General features: G+C 70.6%; 10 protein-coding genes and 1 tRNA gene. 7 read left to right on the top strand and 4 right to left on the bottom strand.

All coding sequences use genetic code 11. The features are described 5' to 3' along the window. Position 1 precedes the first annotated feature (1 nt). Complete coding sequence (yczR, locus tag HD557_RS21485; RefSeq protein WP_196875390.1) at positions 2 to 1,432, bottom strand: MocR-like transcription factor YczR; 1,431 nt, start codon at positions 1,430 to 1,432, stop codon at positions 2 to 4. A gap of 78 nt (positions 1,433 to 1,510) precedes the next feature. On the opposite strand from yczR, the gene yczE reads away from it, so the two are divergent. Then, on the top strand, positions 1,511 to 2,134 hold the full coding sequence (gene yczE / locus HD557_RS21480) for a membrane protein YczE (protein ID WP_196875389.1): 624 nt from the start codon (positions 1,511 to 1,513) through the stop codon (positions 2,132 to 2,134). Between the two features lie 25 nt (positions 2,135 to 2,159). Here the strand turns inward: yczE and HD557_RS21475 are convergent. Further along, positions 2,160 to 2,233: transfer RNA gene (locus HD557_RS21475), tRNA-Arg, on the bottom strand. A gap of 432 nt (positions 2,234 to 2,665) precedes the next feature. Between HD557_RS21475 and HD557_RS21470 the strand changes: the two genes are divergently transcribed. Then, entirely contained in the window at positions 2,666 to 4,525 is a 1,860-nt protein-coding gene (locus HD557_RS21470) for a hypothetical protein (RefSeq protein ID WP_196875388.1), read from the top strand. Positions 4,526 to 4,553: 28 nt separating this feature from the next. On the opposite strand, the gene HD557_RS21465 is transcribed toward HD557_RS21470, so the two are convergent. Together HD557_RS21465 and HD557_RS21460 are read right to left on the bottom strand one after the other, a co-directional pair. Continuing rightward, positions 4,554 to 5,357, bottom strand: a complete 804-nt coding sequence (locus HD557_RS21465) for an N-acetylmuramoyl-L-alanine amidase (RefSeq protein WP_040757196.1) — start codon at positions 5,355 to 5,357, stop codon at positions 4,554 to 4,556. Positions 5,358 to 5,436: 79 nt separating this feature from the next. Next, positions 5,437 to 6,861: an aminopeptidase P family protein gene (locus HD557_RS21460; protein WP_008363426.1), complete on the bottom strand. Its 1,425-nt coding sequence runs from the start codon at positions 6,859 to 6,861 to the stop codon at positions 5,437 to 5,439. 123 nt (positions 6,862 to 6,984) lie between these two features. On the opposite strand from HD557_RS21460, the gene HD557_RS21455 reads away from it, so the two are divergent. From HD557_RS21455 to ettA, 5 genes are all read left to right on the top strand, one after another. Continuing rightward, positions 6,985 to 8,151 carry a PrsW family intramembrane metalloprotease gene (locus HD557_RS21455; RefSeq protein ID WP_008363428.1) on the top strand — a complete coding sequence of 389 codons (1,167 nt, stop codon included), beginning with the start codon at positions 6,985 to 6,987 and terminating at the stop codon, positions 8,149 to 8,151. Then, positions 8,148 to 10,013, top strand: coding sequence for a GTPase domain-containing protein (locus HD557_RS21450; protein WP_008363431.1), 1,866 nt, complete (start codon positions 8,148 to 8,150; stop codon positions 10,011 to 10,013). Before HD557_RS21455 ends, HD557_RS21450 begins: the two co-directional genes overlap by 4 nt. Positions 10,014 to 10,055: 42 nt before the next feature. Continuing rightward, positions 10,056 to 11,708 (top strand): GTPase family protein, encoded by a 1,653-nt coding sequence (locus tag HD557_RS21445; protein WP_008363432.1) that lies wholly within the window; start codon positions 10,056 to 10,058, stop codon positions 11,706 to 11,708. 150 nt (positions 11,709 to 11,858) lie between these two features. After that, complete coding sequence (gene ssb / locus HD557_RS21440; RefSeq protein WP_196875387.1) at positions 11,859 to 12,386, top strand: single-stranded DNA-binding protein; 528 nt, start codon at positions 11,859 to 11,861, stop codon at positions 12,384 to 12,386. Positions 12,387 to 12,467: 81 nt separating this feature from the next. Further along, complete coding sequence (gene ettA / locus HD557_RS21435; protein ID WP_196875386.1) at positions 12,468 to 14,150, top strand: energy-dependent translational throttle protein EttA; 1,683 nt, start codon at positions 12,468 to 12,470, stop codon at positions 14,148 to 14,150. Positions 14,151 to 14,237: the final 87 nt, after the last annotated feature.

The raw sequence follows: 14,237 nt of genomic DNA, 5'->3' as shown, positions 1-14,237 counted from the left end.
CTCAGACGACCGCTTCCGAGGTGGTGAGGGCCAGGGCAGGGGTGGAGGCGGCGCGGGGCCAGACCTCGGCGAGGATCTCGACGCCGCGCCGGACGAGGTCGGGTCGCGGCGTGATCGCCAGCCGCAGGTGACGCTCGTAGGCGCCGTCGACGCCGAACCGCGGACCAGCGGTGACGAGCAGGCCGTGGGGCCGGGCGGCGAGGGTGAGCTGGGAGCTGACCGGTGCGGGCAGGCCGACCCAGGCGGAGAGACCACCGTCGATGCGCGGCGGCAGCTCCCAGTCGGGCAGGTGCTCGCGCATCGCCTGGTAGAGGGCGGCGCGGCCGGCGGCCAGCTGTGCGGCGCGCTCCTCGAGGATCTCGGGAAGATGCTGGAACAGGATCGTGGTGACCAGCTGCTCCCAGATCGGGGTGCCGAGGTCGGTCGCCGAGCGCCCGCTGGCGATCTGGGTCAGCAGCACCGGGTCGGCCCGGATCCAGCCGACCCGCAGCCCGCCCCACAGCATCTTGCTCGCCGAGCCGATGTGGACCACCCGGGCCTGGTGCTCACCGGCCAACGCGGCCAGCGGCGGGTGGCTCTGGCGGCGGTCGATGTCCAGCTCGGCGGTGGTGTCGTCGGCCACCACGAGGGTGTCGACCTTCGCGGCGGAGTGCAGCAGGCGGAGCCGGTCCTCGGTCGACATCGAGCGGGACGTCGGGTTGTGGAAGTCGGGCATGACGTACGCCATCACCGGGGTGGTGCGGGCGATGGCCGCCTGCATCGCCGGCATGTCCCAGCCGGCGTCGGTGGTGACGGGGCTGGTGATGATCCGGGCTCCGGCGAGGCTCAGGGCGTCGTACGCGTTGGGGTAGGACGGGCTCTCGGCGTAGGCCCGGTCGCCGCGGCTGATCACGGTGCGCGCGAGCAGGGCGATCGCGCTCTGGCCGCCGGTGGTCACCATGATCTGGTCGGGGTCCGTCGGCAGGCCACGGTCGGTGTAGCGCGCCGCGATCTCCGCGCGGAGCTCCTCGATGCCCCACAGCGTGTAGCCGGGACCGGTCATGTGGTCGGCCAGCCGCCGGGTCGCCTCCACGGCGGCCTCGGGGAGTCGCCGGGTGGCCGGCAGGGTGGCCCTGACCAGGTCGATCTCGCCGCCCTCGGTGAAGGAGTCGGGCGCCGTGGGCGGGAGCTTCGTCGTCGTGCCCGAGCCCTGGACGCTCAGTGCGTAGCCGTGCTCCCGCAGGCGGCGGTAGGCGGCGGTGATCGTGGTGCGGCTCAGCATCAGCCGTTCGGAGAGCTCGCGCTCGGAGGGGAGGCGTACGTCGGCGGAGAGCCGGCCGTCGATCAGCAGCAGCTGGATCCGCTCGGCGAGGTTCTCGTAGGCGGGGCCTTCTCCCTGCCACTGACCGAGCAGGCCAGCGAGCGCAGTGGCACCGATTCTTCCGCGAGGCATGAGGCCACCTTACGCTGATTGGCTTCTTTACCTTCGATTGGACCCGTGATTGGCTTTGCAATCGTGAAGGATCTCTCTGTGAAGTCGCTCTCCTGGTTGATAACTGGACTCTTCCTCTATGGCATCGCACTCGCCCTGCTTCTGCGTGCCTCGCTCGGCGTCGGGCCGTGGAACGTGCTGGCCTCGGGTCTGGTCGAGGTCACCGGCATCTCGTTCGGCCTGATGACCAACCTGCTCGGGCTGGGCGTGCTGCTGATCTGGATCCCGCTGCGCCAGCGGCCCGGGATCGGGACGGTGCTCAACGTGCTCCTGGTCGGCACCTCGGCCGACATCGGCCTGTGGCTCATCCCGCCGGTCTCCGGCGTGTTCGTGCAGGTCGCGGTCTTCGCGGGCGGCCTGTTGCTGCTGGCCGCGGCGACGGGGATCTACATCGCGCCGGGCCTCGGTCCCGGTCCGCGCGACGGCCTGATGACCGGTCTTCACCAGCGAACCGGCGCACCGGTCTGGATCTGCCGTGCGGGCGTCGAGATCACCGTGCTCGCGGCGGGCTGGCTCCTCGGTGGGATCGTCGGGATCGGCACCGTCGCCGAGGCGCTCCTCATCGGTCCGATGGTGCACCGCACCCTGCCGTTCTTCCGGACCGTGTACGCCGGGAGGGCGGCCGCGACCGCCGTCCCTACCGAAACACGCGCGGGCGCATGATTTAACCCACACAAAATTACTGGGGCGCCCCCGACAGGATTCGAACCTGTGACCGTCGGATTAGAAGGCCGATGCTCTATCCAGCTGAGCTACGGAGGCGTGGCCCGCTGGAGCACCCCGCCTGAAGGGGGTTTGCGCAGGCCGCGGCCGATCTTACCGGTGCCCGTATCCCATGTGTGCATCGGAATCCGAAACGCTGACCGGAGTGTTACCAAGGTGTGGGGGGTATTTGGGTGCACTGTCCCCACACTGTCGACGTGCGTGTCCGATGGGCGGACTACGAGGGTTCGAGACTCGACCGGATCATCGGTAAGGTCCCCGGTCATGACTATGGAGTCCATGTGCACCTCGTGCGGTGCAGCCGTCACCGGTATGCGCTTCTGCACAGGTTGTGGGACCCCCGTCAGAAGCGCTCATCAGCCGCCGTCGCAGGGTGCACCGGAGCCGGTCGCACCCCCGCGACTGCCGCAGAGGGGTGCCGATCCTGAGCAGGGTGGTCTGTCGTTGCCGAGGCGTGGGCAAGGAACCTCTGTGCCCGCGCCCGAGGCCGACACGGAGCCGGCCCCGTTGCCGCTCGAGCAGGTCCGACGTACGCCGGGGGCCTCGATGGCGCCCCAGCTCAACATGACCGCGCCCAGCGGTGAGCAGCCCGCCTTCGGTGGCGGCATGGCTCCGCCGCCGGCCGGGTCGGACGGTGGTGGCCTGTTCGGGCTGGCGGCGCGTACGCCGAAGTTCGAGCCCGAGCTCGCCTCCCAGTCGCAGTCGCTCTTCCTGCCCAAGCGCAGGAAGGTCGCGGAGGCGGAGCCGGCCCCGGAGCCTGCTGCCGAGGCGCCCGCGCCCGAGCGGCCGGCGCCCGAGGCGCCCGCGCCGGAGCCGCAGCGGCCCGAGCCGCCGCAGAGCTCCGAGCCGTTGGCGCCGCTGCCGGAGCGTCAGGCGCCCGAGCGCGCGGTCTCCGAGCCGCTGGCGCCGCTGCCGGAGCGTCAGGCGCCGGAGCGCGCCGCGTCCGAGCCGCTGGCGCCGCTCCCGGAGCGCCAGGCGCCGGAGCGTCCGACCGAGCCGTTGGCGCCGCTTCCCGAGCGCCCGGCTGCGGCACACAGCCCGAGCACGGAGCACCCGGCGTTCGTGGACTCCGCGCCGCAGATGGGCGGCACGGCCTCCGAGATGACCCACGAGGCGATGCCTCCGGTCGAGCGGCGCCAGCCGGCGCCGCCCCAGCAGGAGGAGACCTTCCGGCAGGCTCAGGACAACACTCAGGTCGCGATGAGCCCCCGGTTCGACGGCGTGGAGGAGGCCGCGGGCGGCACCAGGCCGCGCGAGGAGTTCGAGCAGTTCGCGCCGCCGCAGGGTAAGTTCGACGCCCCCGCACCCGAGGCGCGCTACGACGACGGTCAGGCCGACCAGGGTCAGCAGCAGCCGCCGGCGTACGGCGATCCCTCCTACGCCCCGCTCGCGCCGCAGCTGGAGCCGGACCAGGCTCAGTGGTCGCCGTCCTACGAGGGGTCCTACGACCAGCCTCACGAGCAGTCCTACGACCAGCCTTACGACCAGTCCTACGACCAGGCGTTCGAGCAGCCCTACGGGCAGCCGCAGGACCCGTCCCAGGACCAGTTCGGCCAGCCGTACGGTGACCCCTACGAGAACGTCTACTCCGACGCCACCCTCGTGGGGCAGCCGCCGGTCGGTGGTGGGCCGAACACGCCCGCGCCGCCTCCGATGGCGCCCCAGGGCTACGCCCCCTACGGGAACGCCTTCGACGCCCGCTACGAGCCGCAGCGCGGCCAGGGCAAGGGCTCCGGCCTGAACCTGAAGCGCTGGGGCATCATCGTCGTGGCGCTGGCCGTCGTGGTCGCGATCATCGCCTTCGTCATCGGCCTGATCAACAGCAACGGCGACGCCAACGCCGAGACCGGCACCACGAAGGGCGCAACCACCACCGAGGGCGGTGCCGCCGCCGAGGCCAAGAAGATCGACGAGCTCATCAAGACCTCGGCCAAGGACAAGGCGGCCATCGGTGCCGCGCAGGCCGATCTCCAGGCCTGCGAGAACATCGAGGAGGCGATCCAGACCTTCGAGGACGCCGCGGCGTCCCGCAAGGAGCTGGCGACGAAGGTCGCCGAGATCGACACCGCCGTCCTCCCGGGCTCGCGGAAGCTCGTGAAGAACCTCGAGTCCGCCTGGATGACCGCCCAGAACGCCGACCTCGCCTTCGCCGCCTGGGGCGAGAAGCGCCGGATCAACGCCGAGGGGGAGTGCATCGGCGGCAAGGGCAAGCTGGAGAAGGCGACCACGCTCAGCCTGGCCAGCCACGACCCGAAGAAGGCGGCGGCCAAGGCCTGGGGCCCGATCGCGGAGGAATACGGGCTCGAGCCCGTCGAGTGGAAGAAGCTCTGAGCCGAGCGAAGGAGTGACCGCGCGGGGCTCAGCGTGAGCGGAGGTACGCCGCCATCGCCCGTTTGATGGCGGCGGCCGTTCGCTCCTGGAACCGGTCGGACTTCAGCAGGCGCGCATCCTCGGCGTTGCGCATGTTGCCCGTCTCGAGCAGCACCTGCGGCACCGTGGTGAGGTTGAGCCCGGCCAGGTCGTCGCGCTCCACGAAGCCGCCCTCGCCGAGGTAGGAGGCCAGCGGCATCCCGGTCCTCCGCATCTCGGTACGCAGCAGCTCGGCGTAGCGCCGCGACGGCTGGACGATCTCGTCGTTGGTGCCCGAGGGCACCGGGATCAGCAGCGAGTAGCCGCGCTCGGTCTCGGCAGCGCCGTCGGCGTGGATGTCGATCGCGACGTCGGCCTTCGCGTCGTTGATGATCTTCGCCCGCTCGTCGATGCACGGCCCGACCCCGTCGTTGCTGTCCCGGGTCATGACCACCTTCGCGCCGGACTCGCGCAGGTCGGCGGCGAGCTTGGTCGCCACGGCCCAGGTGAAGTCGGTCTCCGGATAACCGTCCGCGGTCGCGGTGCCGGTCGTGTTGCACGGGCTCTTCGAGCGCCCGTTCCACACCGGCTCGTTGATCACCTCGGGGGCGCCCGCGTTGCCGCCGTTGTGGCCCGGGTCGATCCCGACCACGGCGCCCGCGAAGACGTCGTTCGGAGCCGAGGACGCGGACGCCGAGGCGCTGGGCGTCCCTGATGCGGCGGGTTGCTGTCGTGGCGTACGTCCGGGGCCGCAGGCCGTCAGGGCCGATGCCAGGACGATGCAGCCGGCCACGGCGGCCGCTGACCGAGTCACCTCGGTGAGCAGTCGCTGCCCTCGCGGAACTCCACGAGGGCAGTGCTGCTCGACTGAGTTGCCTCGGTCAGCATTCACGTCACAGATACTGGCCCATCCACGCCTCGACGTCGTCGGCGGTCCGGGGCAGGCCCTTGGACAGGTTCACCGAACCGTCGGCGGTGACGACGATGTCGTCCTCGATGCGGATGCCGATGCCGCGCAGCTCCTCGGGGACGAGCTTGTCCTCCTTCTGGAAGTAGAGGCCCGGCTCGACGGTGAGGACCATGCCCTCCTGCAGCGGCCCCTCGATGTAGGCCTCCTTCGACGCGGAGGCGCAGTCGTGGACGTCGAGGCCGAGCATGTGGGAGACACCGTGCAGGGTCCAGCGGGAGTAGGTCTTGTTGTCCTCGGAGAGCGCCTCGTCGACGGACACCGGGAGCAGCCCCAGGTCGTCCAGCCCGTGGGCGAGGATCTCCATCGCGGCGAAGTGACCGGCGCGGAAGGTGACGCCGGGGCGGATCGCCTCGATGCCGGCCTGCTGGGCGTTGTAGACGAGCTCGTAGAGGTTGCGCTGCAGCGGCGTGAACGTCCCGGAGATGGGGAGCGTGCGGGTGATGTCGGCGGTGTAGAGGTTGTGGCCCTCCACGCCCATGTCGAGCAGCACCAGCTCGCCGGGGACGATCGGGCCGTCGTTGTCGATCCAGTGGAGCGTGGTGGCGTGCGACCCGCCGCCGACGATCGAGTCGTAGCCGAGATCGTTGCCCTCGGCACGCGCGCGGCGGAAGAAGGTGCCCTCGATCCAGCGCTCGCCGTGCTTCAGCACCTGGTCCCACTCGCGGACCGCGTCGGTGAAGCCGCGCACGGTGATGTCGCAGGCCTCCTGCAGCTCGCCGAGCTCCCACTCGTCCTTGATCAGGCGCAGCTCGGAGAGCGCCTTGGCGAACTCCTCGTCGCGGCCGCCCCCGGCCGGGCCGACCAGCTTGTCGACGTCGGCCGAGACGCCCCGGAGCACTCGGGTCGGGGTGCTGCCGGAGAGTGCGGACTCGAGCTGGTCGACGTGGCGTACCTCGATGCCCAGCGAGTCGGAGAGCTCACGGGCCGAGGGACGCGCACCGGCCCAGAGCGCGCCGTACTGACGGTCGCGGAAGAACTCGTCGGTGTCGCGACCACTGCGCGGGCGGGCGTACAGCACCGAGCTGCCGTCGGGCTCGATCACCACGACGGCGTCGGAGGTCTGGTTGCCGGTCAGGTGCACGTGGGCGGTGTCGGCGCGGAATCGGTAGTCGGTGTCGTTGGCGCGGACCTTGTAGGTGCCGGCCGGAACGACCAGGCGCTCGCCCGGGAAGATGCCCGCGAGCCGCTCCCGGCGCGCGGCCGCCCACGGCGTGATCGGATGCTCGGGAACCTCGACCTCGCGGTCGTCCCAGCCCTCCCTCATGAAGTTGGACCAAGCTTCCGGAACCGGCTGGTCGTGGCTCTCGGTGTGGTCTTCTGCAGGGGTGGGGGCGCCGTTGTCCGTCATATGGGAATCGTACGCCGCGCCGTGCCGACGACGCTCGTGAGTTCCCTGGCCACGGGGCCCGTGAGGGTGTCCGAACGGTGTCTGGTCGCACGTGCGGGCCGGACGCCCGATAGTCTGGCGCGCATGGGGGCGATCCCGAAGGATCCGACAAGAAGCAGCCGCACGTTCACCATCGTGGTGGGCGTGCTTGTCGTGCTGACCTCGTTGCCCGTGCTCGGGGTCGTTCTGCTGAGCACAAGCGTGGTCGACGACCAGCTCGCTCCGACCGGCGCCATCCTCGGGGTGCTCTTCGCGGCCGTCCCGGTGGTGCCGCTGGTCTACGCCTTCCTGTGGCTGGACCGCTACGAACCCGAGCCGAAGTCCTTGCTGGCGCTCGGCCTGGGGTGGGGCGCCTTCATCGCGGTGGCAGCGGCGCTGATCGTGCAGAGCGTCGGGGCGCTGCTCGCCGGGTGGAGCGAGGCGACCCAGCTGGCGATCGTCGCGCCGGTCACCGAGGAGGCGGCCAAGGGACTGTTCCTCTTCGTGCTGCTGTTCTGGCGACGCCATCTCCTCGACGGCGTGCTGGACGGGATCGTCTACGCCGGCATGGTCGGCATCGGCTTCGCCTTCACCGAGAACATCCTCTATCTCGGCGGCACCTACAACGGCACGCCCGGCATGGGCGACAGCTCGGCCGGACACATCGGTGAGTTCACCGTCGTCTTCGTGATGCGCTGCCTGTTCAGCCCGTTCGCCCACCCGCTCTTCACCGCCTTCACCGGCATCGGCATCGGCGTCGCGGTGGTGACCCGCAAGCGCTGGCTGAAGGTGGTCGCGCCGCTCCTGGGCTACGCCGTCGCGGTGCTCACCCACGGCACCTGGAACGGCTCGACACTGCTCTTCGACGGGGCCGGCTTCCTGCTGGCGTACGTCGTGCTGATGGTGCCCGCGTTCGTGTCGATGGTGGTCTTCGCGGTCTGGCGCCGGAAGTCCGAGCGCATCGTGCTGACCCGGTCGCTGACCGACGCGGCCCAGCGGGGTCTGATCCCCTACACCGACATCGGCTGGGTGGTCGATCTGCGGCGGCGGGAGCAGGCGCGGAGGTTCGCGTCGACCCACGGAGGGGCTCAGGGGGTTGCGGCGATGCGTGAATACCAGCAGGCTGCCATCGAGCTCGGATACTTGCACTGGCGATTCCTGCGCGGCAACCCGCCGCCAGACTTCGCCGCCCGGGGGAGGGCATACGTTGACCGCATCAGTGAGGTACGTCCGCACATCGCGTTCCCGAGCGGACAGGTGATGACAGGATGACCGAGGACCAGGCACACGACGACATCGCTCCGGACATCGCTCCGGGGCTGGGCCCGACCGCCTACGAGGCGCAGACGGCGGGGATGCTCGCCGAGAAGCCGACCACCGAGTTCGAGGCCGCCCGGGCGGCGATCCTGGCCGCCGGCGGCGAGAGCAACCGGATGGTCACCGCGCTGGTGAAGCTCCACCAGGCGCTGACCGAGGTCACCCTGCCGCTGGACCTGCCCGGCGCCGAGGAGCAGCGCGCGGCCCGGCAGACCATGGTCGAGCAGCTCGAGGACTACATCATCCCGCGGATGATGACCATCGACGCGCCCATGCTCGCGGTCGTGGGCGGCTCCACCGGCGCCGGCAAGTCGACGCTGGTCAACTCGCTGGTCGGCGCGAAGGTGACCACGCCGGGGCTGCTGCGGCCGACGACGCGCTCGCCCGTGCTGGTGCACAACCCGGAGGACGGCCGCTGGTTCGGTCAGGACCGCCTGCTTCCCGAGCTGGAGCGGGTCGACCACCCGACCAACGACCCCGGTGCGCTGCAGCTGGTCGCCAGCGACCGGCTCCACCCCGGCCTGGCGATCCTGGACGCGCCCGACGTCGACTCGGTCGAGGAGGCCAACCGGGTGCTCGCGGCCGAGCTGCTCGCCGCAGCCGACCTGTGGATCTTCGTCACCTCGGCCGCGCGCTATGCCGACCAGGTGCCGTGGGAGTTCCTGCAGCTCGCCGCCAACCGCTCCACCGCGGTGGCCGTCGTGCTCGACCGCACCCCCACCGAAGCCGTCCAGACCGTCGCCGGCCACCTGGCCCGGATGCTCGCCTCGCGCGGCCTCAAGGACTCCCCGCTCTTCATCGTCCACGAGGGCGAGGTCTCCGAGAAGGGGCTGCTGCCGGCCGAGCACGTCGCGGAGGTACGCGCCTGGCTCGACATGCTCGCCGACGACGCCACCGCCCGGCACCAGGTCGTCACCCAGACGCTCGACGGTGCGGTGCGGGCGCTGACCCTCGAGGTCCACCCGATCGCCGACACCGCGGACGGTCAGGGAGAGGCGGCGCGGCGGCTGCGTGCGGATGCGGACATGGCCTACGACGAGGCGCTCAGGTCGATCATGGCGGCGACCGCCGACGGCACGCTGCTGCGCGGCGAGGTGCTCGCCCGCTGGCAGGAGTTCGTCGGCACCGGCGAGATCCTCAAGGCGCTCGAGAGCCGGGTCGGGATGATCCGCGACCGGATCCTGGGCTCGATCAAGGGCAAGCCCCAGCAGGCCGAGCGGGTGACCGCGGCCGTGCAGGGTGGCCTGGAGATGCTGATCCTGGAGCAGTGCGAGGCGGCCGCCGAGAGGGCCGAGGCCGCCTGGCAGATGAGCCCGGCGGGACGCGGGCTCCTGGCAGCCGGCCCCGCCGACCTCGGCCGGGCCTCGCGAGCGCTGCGGCCCAAGGCCGAGCGCGCGGTGCGCGACTGGCAGCAGGACGTGCTCGACATGGTCCGCAGCGAGGGCCAGGACAAGCGTACGACGGCGAAGTTCCTCTCCTACGGGGTCAACGGCCTCGGCGTCGCGCTGATGGTGGTCGTCTTCGCCTCGACCGGAGGAGCGCTCGTCGGTGCCGAGGTGGGCATCGCCGGCGGCACGCTCCTGCTCGGCCAGAAGCTGCTGGAGGCGGTCTTCGGCGACCAGGCCGTGCGCGGGCTGGCCTCCAAGGCGCGCAAGGCGCTGGAGGTACGCATCGTGGGGCTCGTTGACGAGGAGCGTGCGCGCTACACAGGACAGGTCGACGCGCTGCAGATCGATCAGGGTGCACCGGAGCGACTGCGGCACGCCGCGCGTAAGGTCGGCGACGCCCGGTTCGCCAGCCAGCGCGGCGACGACTGAGACTTGTCAGACTGTGTCTGACCAAGACGTGAAGGGGGACCATTGAGCGGCCTGCTCGAAGGTGCGAAGAACCTGGTCAGCCGGGGTGGAGACCTCGGTGATCGACTGGACGGACTGACCGCTGCGACCACCGCCGCGACGGGACGCCTCGACGACGGGCTCGTCGAGGAGGCGCGCACCGTGGTCAACAAGGCCCAGGGACGCCTGAAGCTCTCCGCCGACCACACGGTCGTCGGGGTGGCCGGGGCGACCGGGTCGGGCAAGTCGTCCACGTTCAACGCCCTGACCGGGCTGGAGCTCTCCGCCGTCGGCGTCCGCCGGCCGACCACGTCGTGGGCGACCGCGTGCGTGTGGGGCTCGGAGGGTGCTCAGGAGCTGCTCGAGTGGCTGGGCATCCCCGAGCGTCACCAGACCACCCGCGACTCGATGCTCGACACCCGCCGCGAGGGGCACGAGCTCGACGGCGTCGTGCTGCTCGACCTCCCCGACCACGACTCCACCGAGGTCTCCCACCATCTCGAGGTCGACCGCCTGGTCGAGCTCGCCGACATGCTGGTGTGGGTGCTCGACCCGCAGAAGTACGCCGACGCGGCCATCCACGACCGCTACCTGCAGCCGCTCCGCACCCACTCCGAGATCATGGTCGTGGTGCTCAACCACATCGACCGTGTTCCCGAGGACCGTCGCGAGTCGATGCTGGGTGACGTACGCCGGCTGCTGGATCAGGACGGGCTGCGCAACGTCCCGGTGATCCCGGTCTCGGCCAAGCTCGGCTGGGGGATTCCGCAGCTCAAGACCGAGATCGCCCAGCGGGCCGCGGCGAAGCGCGCCAACAAGTCCCGGCTCTCGGCCGACATCAGGTCCGCCGCGGTCAAGCTCGCGAAGGCCTCCGGCGACGCCAAACCGCGCTCCCTGGCCAAGCCGCGGGTCGAGGCCCTCGAGGACGCCATCGCGGAGGCGGCGGGAGTGCCGACCGTGGTCGACGCGGTCGAGCGTTCCGTACGCACCCGGGCACGTGCGGCCACCGGCTGGCCGCTGGTCTCGTGGGTCTCCCGGCTGAAGCCGGACCCGTTGAAGCGACTTCACCTGGCACTGGGCGAGGAGGCGACCCAGCTGGCCGGGCGCGCCCGGACCTCCCTGCCGCAGACCACCGCGGTCGAGCGGGCGAGGGTCGACACCGAGGTGCGTCAGCTGGCCGACGAGGCCGGTGCCGGGCTCGCCTCGCCGTGGCGCGACGCGATCCGGCGGGCCTCGGTCTCGCGGATGGGGGATCTCGCCGACAGGCTCGACGCCTCGGTCGGCGGTGTCGACCTCAACGCCGAGCGACTGCCGCTGTGGACCGGGCTGGTCAAGGCGCTCCAGTGGCTGCTGATCATCGTCGCCGGCGTCGGGCTGGTGTGGTCGGTGGCGCTGCTGCTCTCTGGGGCCGCCCAGGTCGGAGAGGTGACGCCGTCGGTCGCCGGGGTCGAGCTGCCCTACGTGATGCTCATCGGAGGCGTCGGGCTCGGGGTGCTGCTGTGGTGGGTGTGTCACCTGCTGGTGATCAGCACCGCTCGGCGGCGGGCGCGGGTGGCCGATGCGCGGCTGCGTACGGCGGTCGCCGAGGTCTCCCGCGAGCTCGTCGTCGACCCGATCGAGACCGAGCTGGCGGCCTACACCGCGCTCCGGCACGGGGTGGCCAAGGCGCTGCGCTGACCTGGCGGTCGGGCCGATCACTGTCCACAGGGACGGTTCGATCCGGGGTTGTCCACAGGCAGACGTACGCCGCCCGGAACTGTCGGTGGTCGAGCGCAGGGTTGTCTCCGAGGCCCGCACCAGGCGGGCGCGAACACTGAGGAGACAACGATGAACGACTCGATCATCACCCTGCGTGGCTACGTCGGCGCCGACCCCATCGTGCGCAGCGTCGGTGAGGTGTCGGTGGCCAACTTCCGGATCGCGTGCACCCCGCGGAAGTTCAACCGGGCGTCCGGGGAGTGGAGCGACGGCGTGACCCAATGGTTCACGGTGAGTGCCTGGCGCCAGCTGGGGGAGAACGTCGGTCGCTCCCTGCGCAAGGGCGACCCCGTCGTCGTCCAGGGCCGGCTGACGGCCCGCAGCTACGTCAACAAGGACGGTCTCGAGGTCAACACCTTCGAGGTCGAGGCGAACGTCGTCGGCCACGATCTCAACCGCGGCATGACCAGCCTCTCGCGCAACCCGCGTTCGTTGGCCGCGGTTGCCGCTCCGGGCCCCGAAGCTCGCGACGACGACCCCGAGCGCGACCCGATCGCCGACTGGCGTGCGCCCGGATCGGACCCGTGGGAGGAGAAGCCTGCGACCGCCGACGACGCCGAGGAGACCGCCGAGACGGAAAGCTCCGTGGCGGCCTGAGGTGGGTCGGGCCGCGCGCCGGGTCGGCGGCGGGGTGCGCCGGTTGTACCGGCGTGCCTCTCCCTCATTAGGGTGGGCCCCATGGCCGACTACATCCTCTCCCTGCGCAATGTGCGCAAGGCCCATGGCGACAAGGTCGTCCTCGACAACGTCACTCTCTCGTTCCTGCACGGTGCCAAGATCGGCGTCGTCGGCCCGAACGGTATGGGTAAGTCCTCGCTGCTCAAGCTGATGGCAGGGCTCGACCACCCCAACAACGGCGACATCGTCCGCGACCAGGACGCGACCGTCGGGATGCTCCAGCAGGAGCCGCCGCTGACCGAGGGCAAGACCGTCCTCGAGAACGTGGAGGAGGCGGTCGGCGAGATCAAGTCGAAGATGAAGCGCCTCGAGGACGCCTACATGGAGATGGGCGACCCCGACGCCGACCAGGACGCCCTGATGGCGGAGACGGGTGAGCTCCAGACCTACCTGGACAACATCAACGCGTGGGACATCGACTCCAAGCTGGAGCAGGCGATGGACGCGCTCCGCTGCCCTCCGGGCGACGCGATCGTCGACAACCTCTCCGGTGGTGAGCGCCGCCGGGTCGCGCTGTGCAAGCTGCTCCTGCAGGAGCCCGACCTGCTGCTGCTCGACGAGCCCACCAACCACCTCGACGCCGAGTCGGTGCAGTGGCTGGAGGGTCACCTGAAGACCTACAAGGGTGCCGTCCTGGCGGTCACCCACGACCGCTACTTCCTCGACAACGTCGCCGAGTGGATCGCCGAGGTCGACCGCGGCTCGATCCACGGCTACGAGGGCAACTACTCCACCTACCTGGAGACCAAGAAGGAGCGTCTCAAGGTCGAGGGCCTCAAGGACGCCAAGCGCGCCAGGATGCTCGAGAAGGAGCTGGAGTGGGTCCGCTCCAACGCCAAGGCTCGCCAGACGAAGTCGAAGTCGCGTCTGGCTCGCTACGAGGAGCTGGCTGCCGAGGCCGACAAGGCCCGCAAGATCGATACCGCCGACATCAACATCCCGCCGGGCCCGCGCCTGGGTGACGTGGTGATGGAGGCCAAGGGCCTGACCAAGGGCTTCGAGGGCCGCACGCTGTGGGACGACATCTCGTTCTCGCTCCCGCGCGCCGGCATCGTCGGCGTCGTCGGCCCCAACGGTGTCGGCAAGACCACCCTGTTCCGGATGATCACCGGCTCCGAGACGCCCGACGCCGGCGAGCTCAACGTCGGCCAGACGGTGAAGATCTCCTACGTCGACCAGAGCCGCGGCGGCATCGACCCCAACAAGAACGTCTGGGAGGTCGTCTCCGACGGCCTGGACTTCATCAAGGTCGCCAACTTCGAGATGAACTCGCGGGCCTACGTCGCCTCGTTCGGCTTCAAGGGCCCCGACCAGCAGAAGAAGGCCGGCGTGCTCTCCGGTGGTGAGCGCAACCGTCTCAACCTGGCGCTCACCCTGAAGCAGGGCGGCAACATGCTGCTGCTCGACGAGCCGACCAACGACCTCGACGTCGAGACGCTCTCCTCCCTCGAGGACGCGCTGCTCGACTTCCCGGGCTGCGCCGTTGTCACCTCCCACGACCGGTGGTTCCTCGACCGCGTCGCCACCCACATCCTCGCCTGGGAAGGCACCGAGGAGAAGGAGGGCGAGTGGTTCTGGTTCGAGGGCAACTTCGAGTCCTACGAGGCCAACAAGATCGAGCGCCTCGGTCCTGAGGCCGCCCGTCCCCACCGCGTCACCCACCGTCGCCTCACCCGCGACTGATCGAACCCCTGCCGACTCGGCGCGTCTGTCTCGTACGGACGCGCCGAGTCGGCGCGTTGTGACCGAAACCGGTGCCGAGTCGGCGCG

The sequence above is a fragment of the Nocardioides luteus genome, from assembly GCF_015752315.1.
Classification (GTDB): domain Bacteria; phylum Actinomycetota; class Actinomycetes; order Propionibacteriales; family Nocardioidaceae; genus Nocardioides.
Note: the sequence above shows the minus strand (reverse complement) of the source record. Positions and strands in the feature narration are given on the sequence as shown.

What these genes read in the sequence shown, in the direction of transcription:
- ssb (WP_196875387.1), top strand. Translation starts at nt 11,859, where the DNA reads ATGAACGACTCGATCATCACCCTGCGTGGCTACGTCGGCGCCGACCCC.
- HD557_RS21455 (WP_008363428.1), top strand. Translation starts at nt 6,985, where the DNA reads ATGGGGGCGATCCCGAAGGATCCGACAAGAAGCAGCCGCACGTTCACC.
- ettA (WP_196875386.1), top strand. Translation starts at nt 12,468, where the DNA reads ATGGCCGACTACATCCTCTCCCTGCGCAATGTGCGCAAGGCCCATGGC.
- HD557_RS21460 (WP_008363426.1), bottom strand. Translation starts at nt 6,861, where the DNA reads ATGACGGACAACGGCGCCCCCACCCCTGCAGAAGACCACACCGAGAGC.
- yczR (WP_196875390.1), bottom strand. Translation starts at nt 1,432, where the DNA reads ATGCCTCGCGGAAGAATCGGTGCCACTGCGCTCGCTGGCCTGCTCGGT.
- HD557_RS21450 (WP_008363431.1), top strand. Translation starts at nt 8,148, where the DNA reads ATGACCGAGGACCAGGCACACGACGACATCGCTCCGGACATCGCTCCG.